Origin of the sequence: Flavobacterium sp. GT3R68, assembly GCF_007109225.1 — a bacterium.
Classification (GTDB): domain Bacteria; phylum Bacteroidota; class Bacteroidia; order Flavobacteriales; family Flavobacteriaceae; genus Flavobacterium.
In genome coordinates this window covers 221,051-239,712 of the sequence record NZ_VJZK01000003.1, presented here as the reverse complement: position 1 = coordinate 239,712, position 18,662 = coordinate 221,051, and the positions used below count along the sequence as shown (strand labels likewise).

Annotated in this window: 15 protein-coding genes and 1 other RNA gene; 8 read left to right on the top strand and 8 right to left on the bottom strand. The window is 35.0% G+C overall.

What is annotated here, in order from left to right; all coding sequences use genetic code 11:
* Window positions 1–67: 67 nt before the first annotated feature.
* From FNW07_RS07540 to FNW07_RS07525, 4 genes are read left to right on the top strand one after another with little or no spacing between them, the layout of a single operon-like run.
* Entirely contained in the window at window positions 68–556 is a 489-nt protein-coding gene (locus FNW07_RS07540; protein ID WP_126742881.1) for a histidine phosphatase family protein, read from the top strand.
* Entirely contained in the window at window positions 553–2,667 is a 2,115-nt protein-coding gene (gene ppk1, locus FNW07_RS07535) for a polyphosphate kinase 1 (RefSeq protein WP_126742880.1), read from the top strand. The genes FNW07_RS07540 and ppk1 overlap by 4 nt, the downstream gene beginning before the upstream one ends.
* Window positions 2,668–2,708: 41 nt before the next feature.
* Complete coding sequence (locus FNW07_RS07530) at window positions 2,709–3,599, top strand: Ppx/GppA phosphatase family protein (RefSeq protein WP_126742879.1); 891 nt, start codon at window positions 2,709–2,711, stop codon at window positions 3,597–3,599.
* 10 nt (window positions 3,600–3,609) lie between these two features.
* The gene (locus tag FNW07_RS07525) at window positions 3,610–4,191 is read left to right on the top strand and encodes a TMEM175 family protein (protein WP_126742878.1); all 582 of its coding nucleotides are present in this window, start codon (window positions 3,610–3,612) and stop codon (window positions 4,189–4,191) included.
* A gap of 4 nt (window positions 4,192–4,195) precedes the next feature.
* Here FNW07_RS07525 and FNW07_RS07520 read toward each other — a convergent pair whose 3' ends face one another.
* The 4 genes from FNW07_RS07520 to FNW07_RS07505 all read right to left on the bottom strand — a co-directional run bounded on the left by FNW07_RS07520 (window position 4,196) and on the right by FNW07_RS07505 (window position 7,415).
* A complete protein-coding gene (locus FNW07_RS07520) occupies window positions 4,196–4,786 on the bottom strand; it encodes a DNA polymerase III subunit gamma/tau (protein WP_255512736.1) in 591 nt (196 codons plus the stop codon).
* Between the two features lie 38 nt (window positions 4,787–4,824).
* A complete protein-coding gene (gene dnaX / locus FNW07_RS07515) occupies window positions 4,825–5,910 on the bottom strand; it encodes a DNA polymerase III subunit gamma/tau (RefSeq protein WP_126742877.1) in 1,086 nt (361 codons plus the stop codon).
* A 117-nt stretch (window positions 5,911–6,027) separates the two neighbouring features.
* Window positions 6,028–7,101, bottom strand: coding sequence for a DNA topoisomerase IB (locus FNW07_RS07510; protein ID WP_126742876.1), 1,074 nt, complete (start codon window positions 7,099–7,101; stop codon window positions 6,028–6,030).
* Between the two features lie 5 nt (window positions 7,102–7,106).
* A complete protein-coding gene (locus FNW07_RS07505) occupies window positions 7,107–7,415 on the bottom strand; it encodes a hypothetical protein (protein ID WP_126742875.1) in 309 nt (102 codons plus the stop codon).
* Between the two features lie 121 nt (window positions 7,416–7,536).
* On the opposite strand from FNW07_RS07505, the gene rnpB reads away from it, so the two are divergent.
* Both rnpB and FNW07_RS07495 read left to right on the top strand, forming a co-directional pair.
* Window positions 7,537–7,860, top strand: an RNA gene (gene rnpB, locus FNW07_RS07500) — RNase P RNA component class A.
* Window positions 7,861–7,898: 38 nt separating this feature from the next.
* Window positions 7,899–8,297, top strand: a complete 399-nt coding sequence (locus FNW07_RS07495) for a DoxX family protein (protein ID WP_126742874.1) — start codon at window positions 7,899–7,901, stop codon at window positions 8,295–8,297.
* A 7-nt stretch (window positions 8,298–8,304) separates the two neighbouring features.
* Here the strand turns inward: FNW07_RS07495 and FNW07_RS07490 are convergent, their stop codons facing one another.
* Both FNW07_RS07490 and FNW07_RS07485 read right to left on the bottom strand, forming a co-directional pair.
* Window positions 8,305–8,994 (bottom strand): response regulator transcription factor, encoded by a 690-nt coding sequence (locus FNW07_RS07490; protein ID WP_126742873.1) that lies wholly within the window; start codon window positions 8,992–8,994, stop codon window positions 8,305–8,307.
* 13 nt (window positions 8,995–9,007) lie between these two features.
* Window positions 9,008–10,369: a sensor histidine kinase KdpD gene (locus FNW07_RS07485; protein ID WP_126742872.1), complete on the bottom strand. Its 1,362-nt coding sequence runs from the start codon at window positions 10,367–10,369 to the stop codon at window positions 9,008–9,010.
* A 164-nt stretch (window positions 10,370–10,533) separates the two neighbouring features.
* Here FNW07_RS07485 and FNW07_RS07480 point away from each other — a divergent pair, with 164 nt between their 5' ends.
* A complete protein-coding gene (locus FNW07_RS07480; RefSeq protein WP_126742871.1) occupies window positions 10,534–12,630 on the top strand; it encodes an outer membrane beta-barrel family protein in 2,097 nt (698 codons plus the stop codon).
* 6 nt (window positions 12,631–12,636) lie between these two features.
* Here the strand turns inward: FNW07_RS07480 and FNW07_RS07475 are convergent, their stop codons facing one another.
* Both FNW07_RS07475 and FNW07_RS07470 read right to left on the bottom strand, forming a co-directional pair.
* Entirely contained in the window at window positions 12,637–13,227 is a 591-nt protein-coding gene (locus tag FNW07_RS07475) for an RsmD family RNA methyltransferase (protein WP_126742870.1), read from the bottom strand.
* Entirely contained in the window at window positions 13,224–14,042 is an 819-nt protein-coding gene (locus FNW07_RS07470) for a DUF3822 family protein (RefSeq protein WP_126742869.1), read from the bottom strand. Before FNW07_RS07470 ends, FNW07_RS07475 begins: the two co-directional genes overlap by 4 nt.
* 271 nt (window positions 14,043–14,313) lie before the next feature.
* Here FNW07_RS07470 and FNW07_RS07465 point away from each other — a divergent pair, with 271 nt between their 5' ends.
* Entirely contained in the window at window positions 14,314–18,528 is a 4,215-nt protein-coding gene (locus FNW07_RS07465; protein ID WP_126742868.1) for a T9SS type A sorting domain-containing protein, read from the top strand.
* The last annotated feature ends 134 nt before the right edge of the window (window positions 18,529–18,662 follow it).

The following is an 18,662-nucleotide window of genomic DNA, read 5'->3' as shown; positions in this document are numbered from 1 at the left end:
GGGTGTCTGTTAACTTTTTTTTTGTAATTTGTAGACTTATTTCACAGATTATCTTTCAAAAAATCTTATGAGAAAATTGATATTAGTTCGACATGCCAAATCAAGCTGGTTAACTTCGCATGAGGATAAGGATCGTCCACTTGCAAGCCGCGGAATAAAAGATGTGAATTTGGTTTCCTCGAAGGCTAAAGAAATCTTACCAAAAAAAATTTTAATCTGGAGCAGTACGGCAAAAAGAGCAATGGATACTGGCAGTATTTTCACCCAAAATATCGGAATTCCAGTTGAAAATATTATTTTTCGGGATGACTTGTATACATTTGATGCTAAACAATTAGAGAAAATTATCAAATCATGTGACAATAAAAATGAAAATTTAATCCTCTTTGGTCATAATGAAGCCATAACGCATTTTGTAAATAAATTTGGTGACGTGTCAATTGACAATGTACCCACTTCAGGATTGGTATCTATAATATTTGATACAGATACCTGGGAGAACATAAATAAGGGAAAAATTGAAAAGTTTATATTTCCAAGAGATTTAAAATCATGAACGAAGGAAGAGATTATAGATATATAGATAGAGAAAAAAGCTGGCTAGCATTTAATGCCAGGGTTTTACAGGAAGCAGCCGACGAAAATGTGCCTTTATTAGACCGGTTCCGTTTTCTGGGCATTTTTTCCAATAATTTAGATGAGTTTTTCAGAGTCCGTTTTGCCGCGATCCGACGATTAAGTTTGTCTGGTGTCTCGGGAGAGAAAGTTCTTGGAGGAGTCAGCGCCAAGCAGTTGGTAAAAGATATTACTGAGATTGTAATTCAGCAGCAATCGGAAAGTTTGCGGATTTTAAATATTATCGAAAACAAACTGGAAGAGGAAAATATTTTTATAATCAATGAAAATGAAGTTTCAAAAGAACAGGAAAATTTCATCAAAGATTTTTTTATCCAAAAGGTGAGTCCTGCATTAGTTACCATTATATTGAACGATCTGGCGGAATTTCCTTTGTTGAAAGACACTTCGGGGTATCTCGCTGTAAAACTGGTAATGAAAGCCGATGAAAAAGCCAAGTTGTTAGGTTTGGTAAAACAAAAGCCGGAAGTACGTTATGCAGTTATCGAAATTCCAAAAACCATTAACCGGTTCGTAGTACTTCCCCCCAGTAAAGATAAACAATATATCATTCTTCTGGATGATGTAATCCGGTATAACCTGTCCAGTATTTTCAATATTTTTGATTATAAAAGTGTGACGGCACACATGATAAAAATTACCCGTGACGCCCAATTGGATATTGATAGTGACATGAGTAAGAGTATGTTGCAAAAGATTGCCACCAGCGTGAAGGATAGGCGAATCGGGGAACCGGTGCGCTTTGTGTACGATCAGTCTATTGGAAAAGATACCCTGAAATTTTTCCTTGCCAATATGGGAATTGATGCTTCCGATAGTATTATTCCGGGCGGAAGATATCATAACAGACGTGATTATATGGATTTCCCGAATTTAGGAAGATATGATCTGGTTTACAAGCAAAAAATTCCGCTACCAGTGGAAGGATTAAGCCTTGAAGGAAGTATCCTGAACAAAATTGCCCACAAAGATTATCTGGTGAATGCGCCATATCAGTCATTTTCATATATTATTAAATTCCTGAGAGAAGCGGCACTTGATCCTAAGGTTACCGCTATAAAAATCACTTTATATCGTTTGGCCAAAAATTCGCAGGTTATCAGTTCATTGATTAACGCCGCCAAAAATGGAAAAAAAGTTACAGTACAAATCGAACTTCAGGCCCGTTTTGATGAGGCGAGCAATATTTCTTATGCGGAGCAAATGCAGACGGAAGGGATAGAACTTATTTTTGGGATAAAAGGCCTTAAAGTACATAGTAAAATATGTCTCATCGAAAGAATTGAAGAAGGGAAATTAAAACGATACGGATTAATCTCTACAGGAAATTTTAATGAAGCTACCGGAAAAGTGTATACGGATGTTACTCTTTTTACCAGCCATCAGCAGATATTGAGGGATGTTTCCAAAATTTTTGAATTCTTTGATGTGAATTATAGAGTGCACCGGTACAAACATTTGATTGTTTCCCCGCATTATACACGATCCCGATTTTATAGATTAATCGATCGCGAAATAACGAATGCCATCTTAGGAAAGGAAGCATTTATAAAGTTAAAAATGAACAGTCTATCCGATTTTCAAATCATTGATAAATTATATGATGCCAGTAAAGCGGGTGTCAAAATTCAGTTGCAAATACGTGGTATATGTTCGTTAATACCTGGACTAAAAGGAATGAGTGAAAATATTGAAGCCATCAGTATTGTCGATAATTTCTTGGAACATTCCAGAGTTTACATTTTTGGAAATGGAGGTGATCCGGAAGTATTTATATCTTCAGCTGATTTTATGACTCGAAACATTGACGGAAGGGTAGAAGTGACCTGCCCGATTTACGATAAGGACATCAAAAAAGAACTGATTGATTCTTTCGATATCGGCTGGAAAGGAAATGTTAAAGCCAGATGGCATTCCGAAAAATTAGACAATAAATATAAGGCACAAGGCAAAGATCAAGTATTCAGGGCCCAACTCGAAATGTATAATTACTATCTGGATAAACTGGACGTAATTACGGAACATCTATAAATTATTAAATATATAAAACCGTTCAACGGATAAATCAAAGGATGATTTCAATAAAAAAATATGCGGCAATAGATATCGGTTCCAATGCGATGCGGCTCCTTGTTGCCAATATTATAGAGGAAGAAGGCAAAGAAACGCAGTTTAGCAAGAGCGCTCTGGTTCGGGTGCCAATCCGTTTGGGTCAGGATGCGTTTACTGTTGGTGAAATATCGGAAGAAAACATTGAACGAATGGTCGATGCGATGAAAGCTTTCAAGCTTTTGATGAAAGTGCATAAGGTCGAAAAATATATGGCCTGCGCCACTTCAGCCATGAGGGAAGCCTACAACGGTAAGGAAGTAGTGGAAATTGTCAAGAAAAAATCCGATATAAAAATTGAGATCATTGACGGTAAAAAAGAAGCCGCCATTATTGCTTCAACCGATTTACATTATCTATTAAAAACGGATCAGACCTATCTATATGTGGATGTTGGTGGAGGGAGTACCGAATTCTCATTGTTTTCAAACGGAAAAATGATTGCGTCAAAATCCTTCAAAGCCGGAACCGTTCGACTGCTGAATGAGGTGGTGAATGAAATTGTATGGAATGAAATTGAAAAATGGATTCGGACCAATACAGCCGATTATGACCAGATTACTTTAATTGGTTCTGGTGGTAACATCAATAAAATCTTTAAGATGTCGGGCAAAACACAAGAAAAGCCGTTGTCCTATATTTATATGAATTCGCAATATGCATTTTTGAATTCGCTTACTTACGAACAACGAATTACCGAATTGGGACTAAACGTTGACCGTGCCGACGTAATCATACCAGCCATTCGCGTCTATCTAAACGCAATGAAATGGAGTGGCGCCAGACATATTTATGTTCCAAAAATTGGACTTTCGGACGGAATTGTAAAAGCATTGTATTACGGGAAAATTTAAATTTTAATAAATGAATAAAACGCGCTTGGAGGCATTTAGTGATGGCGTTTTGGCCATAATCATCACCATTATGGTTTTGGAAATTAAAGTTCCTGAAGGAGATACTTTCGATGCACTTCTAAAATTATATCCTATTTTCTTGAGTTATGTTTTAAGTTTCATCTACCTCGGAATTTATTGGAATAATCATCATCATATGCTGCAGAGCGCCTCAAAAATAAATGGAAAAATCCTTTGGGCCAATCTTCATTTGCTTTTTTGGCTGTCTTTAGTTCCTATTACGACTGGCTGGATGGGAGAAAATCATTTTGCAAAAGCCACGATGACTTTATATGGTATTGTACTTTTTATGGCCGCCATCGCCTACACGATTTTGCAATATCAGGTTACTGCCAGCAAGGAAAATAATATCTTGGCTAAAGCTTTAGGTAAGGATATAAAAGGAAAAATTTCACCTATTTTATATTTAACCGGCATCGCATTTTCATTCTATAATGGATGGGTTTCCGGGGCTATGTATATTTTAGTAGCGTTGATTTGGCTTGTTCCGGATAAAAGGATTGAAAGAACAATAAGTGCAGAAAAGGAATAATTTGTTAAATGTCCAAATCAAACGTCTTTCTCAAAATTTCTAAATTTGGATTCTTTTCACACAAACGATTGTATTTTTCCTGTGTCGTAAAAGCTTGCTTGGTTTCAACAGCTTCATTGACAATAACTTCGATGGTGATCTTATGATTGTGCAGGTGGCTTCGCAAATGACCTAACAAACCGTGCTTTTCTGTTTCAAAATCAATTTTAGAACCTTCATTTGGTAATTCCAATGTGATAGCTGTTCCTTTCAAAACGGGATCGTTTATCAACAGCAAAGATTCCATGATTTTATGTCCTTTATCCCCTAAACGCTGAGCATATTTATTCCATTGCAATAACATATCGGTTTCGGTAAAGTCTTCAGCAGGGAGATGTGTTTCCTCTTTTGTAAGCAATTTACTTGTTTCCTGAAGTTCCCTTTTGGCACGGATACTGGCCAATGACAGAGCCGAAACTTTTACTTCAGTCGAATTCGAAACAGGGATTTTTGGAACTGTAGGAGTTTCAATAGCTACTGGTTCAGAAACTTTTACAACGGAATTTGACAGATTTTCAACAACAGGAATTGATTCAATTGGTTTGGTTTCCACCACAATTGAATAATCGTTTTTTCTAAAATAAGTAGGAGGGATTATATAGGCGTCAACTTTTTTTTTTCTCCATCAAAAGTGATAGAGGCTAACTGCATTAGGCAAAGTTCGACGAGTAATCGCTGGTTTTGACTTACTTTATATTTCAAATCACAATCATTGGCAATTTCAATTCCTTTCAGCAAAAACTCCTGAGATGTTTTTTGGGATTGGGTTGCATATAATAGTTGGGCCTGTTCACCGGCTTCCAATAATGATAAGGTGGAAGGAGTTTTACAAACCAATAAATCCCTAAAATGAGAAGCTAATCCGGCAACAAAATGATGTCCGTCAAAACCTTTCGAAAGAATATCATTATAGGCCATTAAAATTTCAGGAATTTTATTCTCCAAAATTAAATCGGTTACCGTAATATAGGTTTCATAATCTAAAACATTAAGGTTTTCAGTCACAGCCTGACGCGTCAGGTTATTGCCACAATACGAAACTACCCTGTCAAAAATCGACAGCGCATCACGCATCGCTCCATCTGCTTTTTGCGCAATAATATGTAATGCATCGTCTTCACAAATAACACCTTGACTTTGTGCTACTTCGGCTAAATGTTCCTTTGCATCTTTTACCGTGATTCTTTTGAAATCAAAAATCTGGCAACGGGATAAAATGGTCGGAATGATTTTATGTTTTTCGGTCGTAGCCAAAATGAAAATGGCATGTTTTGGCGGCTCTTCCAATGTTTTCAGAAAAGCATTAAAGGCTGCCGAAGATAACATGTGGACCTCGTCAATAATATAGACTTTAAATTTACCCGTTTGTGGCGGAATACGAACCTGGTCAATCAGGTTACGGATGTCATCCACAGAGTTGTTAGAAGCCGCATCCAATTCAAATACATTGAAAGCAAAATCCTCATTGGGATCATCATAACCGGGCTGGTTGATTTTACGGGCTAAAATACGCGCGCACGTCGTTTTACCTACACCACGCGGACCTGTAAAAAGCAGGGCAGAAGCAAGATGATTCGTTTCTATGGCATTAAGTAAAGTGTTCGTAATAGCCAACTGTCCCACAACATCTTTAAATGTTTGAGGACGATATTTACGGGCCGAAACGACAAACTGTTCCATAGAAATTTATTGGTCACAAATATAACTTTAAAATTTAAACTTCTAAAAATTTAAATAGTAAAATCTGGGACTTTTTATTGCTAAAATTATGATTACAATTTTGATTTGTGGTTGGGATTACGATGAAAATCCGGAAACCGTCTCTTTTTCTAACAGTTTGATTAATGCGAATTCTTCCGGTGAAAATTTAGTACTTTTACTTTTACTTTTACTTTTGTAGTTCCAGATAGAACCTTTTTCGTAAGAGTTGATTACAGTGGGGTGAATATAATATTTTTTGCAAACCGTTCTGGTATTACCCAATTTCGACGATACGGTATCTAATACTTCCACTATTTTGCGTTTGCATTCGGTAATATTTTCGGGGCATTTGGAATCCAGGAACGCACAAAAGGCATTGACACTTCCAGCCCATACCCTAAAATCTTTGGCGGTAAAATCTTGGTTGGTGACTTCTTTCAGGTAATTATTGATATCGGCTGAGCCAATGGCGTGGCTCTCTCCATTATCATCATAATATTGGAATAAATCCTGACCCGGGATGTCTTTGCATTTTTTTACAAGATTAACCAGTCGCTTGCTTTTTAAACTAATTCGGTGTTTAATTCCTTTTTTGCCCACAAAATCAAAGTAGATACTAGATTTCTCAGCTTTTACATGTTTGTCCTGTAATGTGGTCAAGCCAAAAGAACCATATAATTTTTTGTAAGCATCATTCCCAACTCGGATATTGGTAATTTCTAAAAGTTTCACCACTAAAGCCACCACTTTAGTATAAGGCAGCCCTTTTTTGTGGAGATCCTTTTCAACCTGTTTGCGTATTGATGGTAAAACTTTGGCGAAATCCAATAACCGGTAAAATTTGGATTGGTTCCGGATGGTATTCCAGCTAGGGTGGTAGAGGTATTGTTTTCTTCCTTTGGTATCGATACCGGTGGCCTGTAAATGTCCGTTGTCATAAGGTGAAATCCAGACGTTTTCCCACGCGGGCGGAATTACTAATTTCTGAATGCGTTCCAAATACTCTTCCTGAAGATCATTCTTGTTTTCATCAACAAATTTGAAACCCCATTTTGTTCTTTCCCTGGAAAATCCATTATTAGAATTTGCTACATAGCGCAGTCCGGCGGCTTTCGCTGTAGTGATGTGATTACGCCCTATTTTTTCAAGTTTGGATTGTAATCTGTTCATTATCGTTAATTTGATTCGGCATTCTCTCTTCCTCGAATACTCATCTCATTCAGTACCTGTGCGGCTTCACTGTCCGAAGCTGCAAATCCGGCTACAAATACGCCTTTCTCCCCGGAAGTCGCTTTAATGCCGTATACTACCGCTTCGTCACCGGGATCAGAATTGCCTTCGTAACGGTAAACATGTTCAATTTCGTAATGAAGTGAATTAGTAATGATGTCCTCCTCTTTGAGATTAAAATCGGTAGTATATCCTTTTTCCCCCAATTCGGTTAAGGCATCAGAAACTGTGGCATAATGATACATGCGTTTCATAATAGAAGATTTTTTTGGTTAGTTCCCTAAAGATACCAAATTTATTTTTTATTTTTTGTAATAGGATGTTAAAGTATGTCCCTGACAGTAAAATTCCAACAGTTAAAAGTCGTAAGTTTGCACCGCAGACCGCCTTATCGCCGTTTTGAGCAATCATAAGGGAGGAAAGTCCGGACACCAAAGAGTAGCATAGCGGGTAACACCCGTCGGTCAAGTCGCAAGGCGTGATTAGGACAAGTGCAACAGAAAGTATGTACAGGTAATGCTGTAGTGAAACCAGGTAAACTCTATGCGGTGAAATTTCAAGTATATCAGCATTTAAGGGTTACTCGCCCGTTGCTGAAGGGTAGAAAGATTGATCATGCCAGTAATGGCGTGACTAGATAAATGATAAGGATTCTGAGCAATCAGGATACAGAACCCGGCTTATAGGTCTGCATTTTTTTTTATAAGTACATATCCAATTCCGTATTTAAATTCCTCATGAAAAAGTTTCCTTTTATCACCTTAAATAATGCTCTTGTTTTGTTGAGAGTGGTTGTCGCAATATTATTCATAGCGCATGCTGTTGTCCATATAAGCAACGGAACCATAAATCAATTTGCGGGTTTTCTTGCAGAGAAAGGTTTTATAATGAGTACCGCAACAGTATGGGCCATCACATTGTTTGAAATAATGGGAGGCCTGACAATGCTATTGGGTTATTTTACAAAATGGATCGCACTGGGTTTTATTCTGATGCTTTTAATCGGAATAGCAATCATTCATGCGCAACTCGGCTGGTTTGTCGGTGAACACGGAACCGGTGGCATGGAATACAGCGTGGCGCTGATTTTTGCCCTGATTGTAATTGCTGCCGCAGATAATAAAGAGATTGATTAATATTTATTTAGTCAATTATTCTAAATTCCAATCCAATATTTCGAATACTTTCAATGCTGATTCGGATATCGTCTTTCAAATATTTTCGCAACCGACTGATAAAAACATCCATACTTCTTCCCGAAAAGAAATCTTCATTACTCCAAACGGCTTGTAAAATTTCATTGCGTTTGATTAATTGGTTTTTATTTTTAAAAAGAAATACAATCAATGCAACCTCTTTTTCCGTCAAGCGTTGGGTATGGTTTGCAAGTTTTAATTCTAAGCGGGCAGGATTGAAAATATAATTTCCAATCGGAATTTCTGCGATCGGATTTATTGCATAAATTTTTGGTTCACTTCTTTTCAAAATGTTATTCAAACGTAAAACCAATTCATCAGCTTCAAAAGGTTTCACGATATAATCATCGGCGCCGAGTTTTAAGCCTATTATTTTATCTTCCTTTAATTTTCTCGCAATTAAAAAAACAAATGGAATCTCAGGATTAAGAGTTATGATTTTTTCGGCTAATGTAAATCCGTCCATTTTTGGCATCATCACATCAAAAACACAAATATTGAAGGTTTGTTTTTTAAAAATGGACAATGCTTCTTCACCGGTTTTTGCCCAAGTAACAGTGTAGTCATAGAGCTCTAAATATTGCTTGAGTACACTTGCAAAATCAAAATCATCTTCGGCCAAAAGTACTTTTCTCATATAAAATCAAGAATTAAACAGAAGGAATGCTGATGCTAAATAAAGCACCTTTGCCTAAATCACTCACCACAGCAATCCTTCCTTGGTGTGCTTTTATGATTTGGTCCACATAATAAAGTCCCAATCCAAGTCCTTTTGCATTGTGTAAATTTCCTTGTTCGACTCTGTAAAATTTATCAAATAATAAGGACTGTTTGTTTTTGGAAATTCCAATTCCGTCATCCTGAATACTGATATTGAAATCATTATTCTGCGGGGAAGTCGTTACTTGAATGTTATTACAACCATATTTAACGGCATTTTCCAATACATTTAAAATGGCTGTGGTTAAATGAAATTTGTCTAAAATCAAAGTGGTTTTATTAGTTTTGAAATGCGTTTCAATATTCACGTTTGGATTGGCAATTTTAAAATCTTCGACAATGACTTTCAAAAATGATTCGGCAGTAATTTTTTCTTTATGCAATTCAATTTCAGTAACGCCCAAAGAATTACTCATGACCTGATCAATTAAATGCTGTAAACGATTGTTCTGGCGTGAAATCGTGTTGATAATAGTATCAAAATGAACATCATTGTCCCGTATCTCTTTTCGCTCTAAAATTTTGGTAGAAATCGCTAAAGTCGACAAAGGTGTTTTTAATTCATGGGTAATATTATTGATGAAATCAGTTTTGATATCACTCACTTTCTTTTGTGTGATTAAAGCTTTAATTGCAATTACAAAAAGTGTGATTAAGGTCAGAATCGAAAATAAAGCCAAGGCTAAAATCATCGTCATTCTTTTCCAGATAATCATTTCCCAATCATGCACTGAAACATATAAAGTATCTTCTGTTAGTAGCTTATAATTTGAATTTAGTTTGGTGTCACTCGTGGTTCCGACATAATTTCGGACTGAGAAAGCATTGTCCAAGGAAGTCAGGTTGCCATATATTTTGTTCTCAATAAAAGGTTTTTCGGCAAAAATAGTATCTGCTTTTCGGGTGTTGTTATAAATCACAAATTTGTCAAGAACAATAGCAAAATCAATGGAAAGATCTGGAATTTCCTTTTCAAATTTACGCTGCAGTTTTCGGGTTAATTCGGATTTGAACTCGTTTTGAAGCAACGCATTTTTTATAGCAAATCGGGTTTTTTTATCCTGAATATAATTTTCTGCCAATTGCTTGTACAGTAAATCTTTTTTATTAAAAATAGTCGAATCAATATCGCTGTAATTGTTGGTGATTTTACCAATTTCATTTTTAATTTCAGAATGAAATTGCGCCACTTTATAATCGTAGGCAGTCTTAACCAAATAGTATTGAACAACCGAAAGTGCTATCAAAACGATTGCTGAAAAGACGATTAATAAATTGATTTTCTGTTTCATTAGTAAAGGAAATACTGTTCAAAAATAAGCCTTTTATTATAGAAACAGAACATTAACCTCGCATTAACCCTGCATTAACTTTCGCTTTGAATTTTTAGAAGCAGTTTTGCATAGTCCAGTTTCAGGAAATTGAAAATTGGGATTTAATAAATAGTTTAATTAAAATGATAAAGACCAGTATTATTACAGTTTGTCTGTTTGTTTTCGGCTTCGGCTTCGGCCAAAATTTAAAGGCAAAAGACAGTATTTCGAATGAATTAAGTGAAGTTGTCGTTACCGGAACTAAAAAAACGTTTATCAATAAAAACGGAAATATTAAAGTAGACGTCGCCAATTCCATCTATAATTCCATTCCCAACACAATAGATTTATTATCCAAATTGCCCAACATTCAAATAAGCTCCGACAGAGAGCATCTAAGTGTTATCGGAAGAGGCAATCCTTTAATTTACATTGACAATCAGAAAGTCGGAATGAATGATTTGAATACTTTATCCGTTGACGATATAAAAACGATTGAAATCATTAATAATCCGTCATCCAAATATGAAGCCGAAGGCAGAGCTGTAATTTTGATTACCAGAAAATTCAGCAAAAAAGAAGGTTTCCAAATGGCTTTTTCTGAAGTGGCTTCTTTTAAAAAAGCCTTCAATAATTATCTCGGGGTAAACACCAGTGCCAAAAAAAAGAAACTCGAGATAAAAACCAATTTTAATTACAACCAATTAAATCCCTGGGAAAGTCATCGTATTAATTATGAAATACCGGATCAGGATATCATCTCGAATTATCTTGTCGCAACGAACCCCAAAAAGCCTAAATTTATTTTCGGCAGCGGACTATTTTATAAAATTAATGAGGATGATTATTTTTCATTTAATGTAAATAGCAGAATGCAGAAAGAAAATTTCGGAATTTCAACCCATACTTATAATAAAAATGGCGACACACAAAACAATGTCCTCACGTTGAGCAGTAATAAAGATACCCGGAATTTTATCAGTTCCTTTATTAATTATTCTAAGAAAATAAAGGCAATAGAGTCGCAATTATTTACGGGTTTTCAATATTCAAATTTCAATCAAAACACAAAGAGCAGCGTTTCTAATAACTACAATAACACGCAATTTGAATTATCGCAAAATAGAAATCAGAAGTTCCATGTCGATGTTTTCTCAGCAAGAGCTGATTTGGAAAAGACCTTTAAAAATGGAATGAAATGGGAAGTTGGCGGTCTCTATTTATCTGCAGCCGCTGGAACAGGTTTTGAAAGTTTTGATTTTGAAAACAACAATACAATCAGTTCAAAATACATTTTTGACGAACAGAATGCATCCGTTTATGTCCAGTTTTCGGGAACTGTAAAAAAGGTTGGTTATTCCTTTGGTTTGAGAGCTGAAAACACATTAATTAGCGGCCAATTTGCAAACGATAGTGCTGCTTTAATCAATAAGAATTACACTAATTTTTTTCCTAAAGTACAGTTTGATATCCCGATTGACAGTTCGAAAACTTTAAATGTCAGCTATTCAAAAAGCATTTCCAGGCCTGATTATTCTTCCACAAGTCAAAATACAGGCTACATAAATCCTTATTTTATATATTCAAGAAACATCAATTTAGATCCCACAATTTCTAATGAGATGGCTGCCAATTTCAATTATAAGGATAAATCAGTACGATTAAGATACTATCAAAATTCAAATCCGGTTTACAGCAGTTTTTCGTATGATGATCAACAGAATATAATGACTCTTAAACCTATAAATTACGAGAAAGAATCAGGTTTTAATATAGAGTTCACGTTGCCTTTCAGTTACAAATCCTGGAGTTCGACCAATAGTATTAGCAGTACAATAAATAAAATAGAAGATCCGACAGCACTATATAATGAGTCAAAACCTTATCTATATGTTTATTCCAATCATCAATTAAAAGTGTCAGATTTTACTTTTTTATTGACAGGCTGGGGATTAACCCAACAAAAGGAAGGTGTTTTTGAAAGGAATGCAATATTTATTATGGATTTTGCATTATCTAAAACAGTATTTAAACATTGGGATTGGACTTTAAGTTGCAATGATATCTTCAAGAATATGATTTACACTGAAAAGTTTAAAATCAATGCTATTAACTCAAATTCAACCTATTACAGTGATGTAAGTGAATTATCTATTTCAGTGAAATATTCTTTTGGAAAAATTAAAGACTCATCCTATAAAGAAAAAAATATTGATGAAAATTCCAATAGAATACGATGATAAAATCTATCCTTCTTCTGTCGAATCCAGTTCCTGTTTTACTTCCTCTTCGCTATTACCGTCAATTTCAAAAAAGCTAAAAATAGAGCCGCCATAACTCTTTTTAAAAGAAAAGTTATCCATATGGTCCAGTTTCGTGTATTTCGAATGTTCGATAACCATCATACCATCTTCGCGAAGCAATTCTTGCTGGAAAATCAGTATAACTATTTTTTCAAATGTAGCCTGGTCTAAGGCATACGGAGGATCTGCAAAAATAATGTCGTACGAATTCGTATTTTTTTCCAGGAATTTAAAAACATCGCTGCGCATGGCTGCAATATTGAAATCGTATTCTTCGGCAACCTGTTTGATGAATTTGACACAACCAAAATCAGCATCGACCGAAGTTATATTATCACTTCCCCGTGACGCAAACTCATAGCTGATATTTCCGGTTCCGGCAAATAAGTCCAATACTTTCAACCCTTCAAAACTGAAATGATTGTTCAAAACATTAAACAATGCTTCCTTACTCATATCCGTCGTAGGACGAACCGGTAGGTTTTTGGGTGGAAAAATACGTCTTCCTTTAAATTTGCCTGAAATTATTCTCACGATTGAAAAAGTATAAAATGCTTTAAGTTTTGAGCAGTTGAAAAGTCATTGTGTTTTTGTAATTCGGAAACATCCAACAATGAAATGTTCCTCACGTATTTGAAAGCGATCTGGAATAATTCGCTTTCTTCATTAATATCACCGAGCAGCTGCAATTTGAAATGCTCCGGATTTAGGTTCAGTTGCTCTGAGGCGAATAACAGATAGTATATGAAATCTTCCTTCGTCTTGTAATCAAACGAATTGAACAACAATAATTTTTGGTTCTGCACGGCAACAATCTCAAATTTATCGGCCGAAAAATGGACAAAAACCTGCTTGTCATCCACATTTTTGGAAAGATCTAATAGCTTCGAAACCAAAATACCATTGGCATGCTTGTAGTCAAAGGTATCAAACTGGTCCAACAGGTAATTGTTGATATTCACATACGGAATGTACACATTGTTCATCTCGTAATTCGGAATTTCATCAAATGCAAAGAAATCAGTCTCAAAAACTTTCGTATTGTATTGCAGGTAACTGCCTAAAAACTGCTCCTCAAACAACGCTTTCGGAACAAAAGTACTCAGGTTATTATCATGAAGGACAATCACTTCATCATAGGTTTTGGTCAGTTCCCGATCATCTATAAAAGCCTTCCAAAAGTAATCTTCGACTTTCGCCGCTTTTGGAAAACTCCCGAAATCAATTTCTCGAAACATCAAAACCGAATGGTGCAACGTATCGAAAACGCAATACGAAAACCCGTTCAAAGTAACTTGAATGGCGAGTTTTTTATATTTCTTTTCGGTAATGCTGGTATTAATTGTCATGGAAATTTGCAGATGTTCGCAAACTTACAAATTTTTTAAATGACAATAATTGTTAGGAGCAGAAACTTCGGGGTTTTTATGGAATGACTTCCCGCTGTCATTCCAATCCACGCTGAAAAAGCGTGGGATTTTCCCTTCCATCGGGGCTAGGGATTTTTATTAGGCATTTTTATCAAATATTGATTGGATTTGTTACCGCTTGCAGGTTTATATTTTGTAAGAAAAATTAATTTAACGAAATGGTTTGTGTAGATTTGCAACCTAAATTTTTATGATGAAGAAATTTTACTTTCTATTATTGGCTTTATTTTTACTTACTGGTGTAAATGCGCAAATAATTACTATTAACCATTACAATTTTAAGCATAGATTACTGTTAGCCGATACAAATCTCGAAATTGCAAAAGATATCAATGGAAATAATATTAAGATTGATTTAAATAATGATAGTCAAATCCAAGTTAGTGAGGCACTAAATGTTTATTCATTAAATCTCAGTTGGGAAGTTGTACCGGGATTTACAGGTGGAGATTACATATATGACCTTATGGGACTCGAATATTTTACTAATATCAAAATATTAAATTGCAGTCGAAATTCCATTTTTAACTGGGAAGTCCTAAATTCATTACCCAATCTAGTAGAATTGACTAATAGTGACAATCATATAGCTCTTATTGATCTTCATGATTTACTTCATTTAAAGAAAGTAGTTTGGAATCATCAAAATATTAGTCAATCGACTGCTTCCTTAACGCTCTCAAATCTACCAAGTTTAGAATCTATTGAATTTATTAAATTCGGATTTACCCAGTTAAATATTTCAAATACACCCAATTTAAAAAGTATTAAATTTGATAATAATAATTTTACCTCACTGAGTTTACCAAGTTTGCCCAATTTAGAAGTTTTTCATTGTAGTAATAATTTATTAACTTCTTTAAACTTTACAAATTCACCATTGTTGAAAGATTTAAGATGTTCGTCAAACCAACTTTCAACCCTGAATGTTTCTAATTTTACTATTTTGGAAACATTAGAGTGTGCTATGAATCAATTTACCGCATTGCAAACATCCAATTTACATAATTTAAAAAATTTAAATTGCAGCGGTAATCAGTTAAGTTTTATAGATACTACTGGTTTATTACTTTTAGAAAATTTGAATTGTAGTAGTAATCAGTTAAGTTCTATAGATATTACTGGTTCACCACTTTTAGAAAATTTGGATTGTAGGGGGAGTCAATTAACTTCATTGGATGTAGGTGGAGCGACAAATCTTACGAATCTTAATTGCAGCAGTAACCAAATAGCTAGTTTAAATACCTCAGGATGTAGTAGCCTCGCATTGTTAAATTTTTGGAGTAATCCGCAATTAGTGAGTTTAAATACCTCAGGATGTAGTAGTCTTGCATTGTTAGAGTTTGGGACTAATGCACAATTAACGAATTTAAATGTCTCCGGATGTTCTTCCTTGGTAGAACTGGATTGCGCAAATCTACAATTAACCAATTTGAACGCCTCAGGATGTACTGCGCTAAATTCTTTGGATATTTCAAACAATCAATTATCTGCTGTTGATTTAACGGGATGTACTGCCCTAAATTCTTTGAATTGTTCCAACAATCAATTGTCCATTCTGAACGTTTCGGGATGTAATGCTCTGATTTCGTTGAATTGTTCCAATAATCCATTAACCAATTTTGACTTAAGTGGATGTACGGCTCTCAGTACTTTGAATTGTTCGAATAATCAATTTTTAAATTTGGATTTATCCGGATTAACTTCTTTAGCTGCTTTAAATTGTTCTGTTAATCCTTTGGATTCTATAAATGTATCGGGATGTTCTTCTTTGACAGAACTAAATTGTAACAGTTTACAACTGACAAATTTAAATATATCAGGTTGTACTGCTCTAAATTCTATTAATTGTTCTAACAATCTATTAACTACCCTTGACGTAACCGGGTGTACAGCTCTCACTTCTTTGAATTGTAGTAACAATCAATTAACCAATCTTGTAGTAACTGGATTTACAGCTCTCACTTCTTTGAATTGCGGTAATAATCTATTAACCAGCCTTGAAGTAACTGGATGTACAGCTCTCACTTCGTTGAGTTGTGTTAACAATCAATTAACCAACCTTGAAGTAACTGGATGTACAGCTCTCACTTCTTTGATTTGTAATTACAATCAAATAAGCAACCTTGAAGTAACTGGATGTACAGCTCTTACTTCTTTGAATTGTGGTAACAATCAATTAACCAATCTTGAAGTTACTGGATGTACAGCTCTTAGTTCTGTTGACTGCTCTTTTAATCAGTTAACTTCATTAAATGTAAGTGGCTTGATAAGTTTACAAATTTTAAATTGTGGCTATAATCAATTGCCGTTATTAAATGTGGATGGATTAACAAATTTATCTCATTTAAACTGCGCTTATAACCAAATACCTTTGCTAAACCTAACAGGATTAGTCAATTTAAAAATACTAAATTTATCAGGAAATGGATTACCATCAATAAATCTAAGCGGTTTAATAAATTTAGAAGAATTATATTTTGGGGATAATCAATTGTCTACACTGGATATGAGTCCATTTACAAATTTAAAAATTTTAGAAGGTTATAATAATCAGCTAACATCACTAAATGTTAACGGATTAATACACTTAGAAAGGTTAAATTGCACTGAAAACCAATTAACTACCCTGAATGTTCTTGGATTGACAAATTTAAGCCTGTTACAGTGTGATAGTAATCAACTTCTAACATTAGATGTAAACGGGTTAATACACCTTAATCAATTGAATTTTGCTAATAATCAATTAACATCCTTAGTGTTAAGCGGTTTAGCAGAACTTGGGCATTTATTTTGTGGAGGAAACCAACTCACTAATATTAATTTAACAGATAATTTCAATTTATATTATTTAAATTCTGATGATAGTCCTTTATTATCATCCATTTTATTAAAAAATGGGAGCACTGAATATGTAAGTTTTTTAAACAATCCAAATTTGCAATATATCTGTAATGATGAGAATCAAATTACTCAGATTCAAGATCAAATTACCCAATATGGTTATACGAATTGCACCGTAAACTCTTATTGTTCATATATACCGGGTGGAACATATTACACCATTCAGGGAAATCACAAATGGGATAGTGATAACAACGGTTGTGATGCTTCAGATATAGTAATTCCAAATTTAAAATTTACAATTACCGATGGAACAACTACCGGAAATGCAATTTCAAATGAAACAGGAGATTATAGTATTCCGGTGCAGGCGGCAACACATACCATCACTCCAATATTAGAAAACCCAAATTATTTCACGATTTCGCCAATAAGCATTAGCGTTGAATTTCCAACACAAGCAAGCCCGTTTATACAGGATTTTTGTGTTACAGCAACTGGCGTTCATCCGGACTTAGAGATTACATTATTGCCTTTAGACGTAGCGAGACCTGGCTTTGATGTCAATTATAAATTGCTATACAAAAACAAAGGAAACACCATCCAATCAGGTACTGTTAATTTTACTTTTGATGATGCAGTTTTGGATTTTGTTTCGGCTACACCTGTAACCACTGCGCAAATTCTTAATACTCTTTCTTGGAATTATACCAACTTATTACCCTTTGAAACACGGGAAATTACTATTACCTTAAATGTAAATTCACCAATGGAAACTCCGGCTGTCAATAGCGGCGATGTTCTACATTTTACAACAACTATAACTTCACCAACTACAGATGAAATCCCTAATGATAATACATTGGCTTTCAATCAGACCGTAGTAAATTCATTGGATCCAAATGATAAAACCTGTCTGGAAGGAACCACCATTTCGCCAGGTATGATAGGCGAATATGTGCATTATATGATTCGTTTTGAAAACACAGGGACTTTCCCGGCGCAAAACATTGTAGTGAAAGACATTATTGACACAACGAAATTCGACATCAGTACGTTGGTTCCAATAAAAGGAAGCCATTCATACGTGACCAGAATTTCGGAAATTAACAAAGTGGAATTTATTTTTGAAAACATCAATCTTCCTTTTGATAATGCAACCAACGATGGTTTTGTAGCTTTTAAGATCAAAACGCTGCCAACACTTGTTTTAGGGGATACTTTTGAGAATACGGCGAATATTTATTTTGACTATAATTTCCCGATTGTAACCAATACCGCCACGACATCCATCCAGACCTTAGGCACATCCGATTTTGAGTTCTCCAATTACTTTACGTTGTATCCAAATCCTGCGAAGGAAGTATTAAATATAGACTCAAAAAACGGAGTAGAAGCGAGTGCTATCAACATATACAATACGTTAGGGCAATTGGTAATCGCGATTCCAAATGCGCAAACTGTTTCCACAATTGATGTTTCGCGCCTAACTGCTGGAAACTATTTCATCAAAATGACTACTGATAAAGGAACCTCGAATGCAAAGTTTATTAAAAAGTAGTGTTTATAAAATAGTAATACAGACTGTCTTAGATGAACCCCGTTTACCACGTTGGGGAACGTGGTTCACCACGTTGTATGACGTGGTTAGCCACGTCCTGAACTCCGTTTGCCACGTGGTATGACGTGGTAAGC

Bases quoted from the DNA above. Each gene is read 5' to 3' on its own strand.
- FNW07_RS07540 (WP_126742881.1), top strand. From the start codon at position 68: ATGAGAAAATTGATATTAGTTCGACATGCCAAATCAAGCTGGTTAACT.
- ppk1 (WP_126742880.1), top strand. From the start codon at position 553: ATGAACGAAGGAAGAGATTATAGATATATAGATAGAGAAAAAAGCTGG.
- FNW07_RS07530 (WP_126742879.1), top strand. From the start codon at position 2,709: ATGATTTCAATAAAAAAATATGCGGCAATAGATATCGGTTCCAATGCG.
- FNW07_RS07525 (WP_126742878.1), top strand. From the start codon at position 3,610: ATGAATAAAACGCGCTTGGAGGCATTTAGTGATGGCGTTTTGGCCATA.
- dnaX (WP_126742877.1), bottom strand. From the start codon at position 5,910: ATGGAACAGTTTGTCGTTTCGGCCCGTAAATATCGTCCTCAAACATTT.
- FNW07_RS07510 (WP_126742876.1), bottom strand. From the start codon at position 7,101: ATGAACAGATTACAATCCAAACTTGAAAAAATAGGGCGTAATCACATC.
- FNW07_RS07505 (WP_126742875.1), bottom strand. From the start codon at position 7,415: ATGAAACGCATGTATCATTATGCCACAGTTTCTGATGCCTTAACCGAA.
- FNW07_RS07495 (WP_126742874.1), top strand. From the start codon at position 7,899: ATGAAAAAGTTTCCTTTTATCACCTTAAATAATGCTCTTGTTTTGTTG.
- FNW07_RS07490 (WP_126742873.1), bottom strand. From the start codon at position 8,994: ATGAGAAAAGTACTTTTGGCCGAAGATGATTTTGATTTTGCAAGTGTA.
- FNW07_RS07485 (WP_126742872.1), bottom strand. From the start codon at position 10,369: ATGAAACAGAAAATCAATTTATTAATCGTCTTTTCAGCAATCGTTTTG.
- FNW07_RS07480 (WP_126742871.1), top strand. From the start codon at position 10,534: ATGATAAAGACCAGTATTATTACAGTTTGTCTGTTTGTTTTCGGCTTC.
- FNW07_RS07470 (WP_126742869.1), bottom strand. From the start codon at position 14,042: ATGACAATTAATACCAGCATTACCGAAAAGAAATATAAAAAACTCGCC.
- FNW07_RS07465 (WP_126742868.1), top strand. From the start codon at position 14,314: ATGATGAAGAAATTTTACTTTCTATTATTGGCTTTATTTTTACTTACT.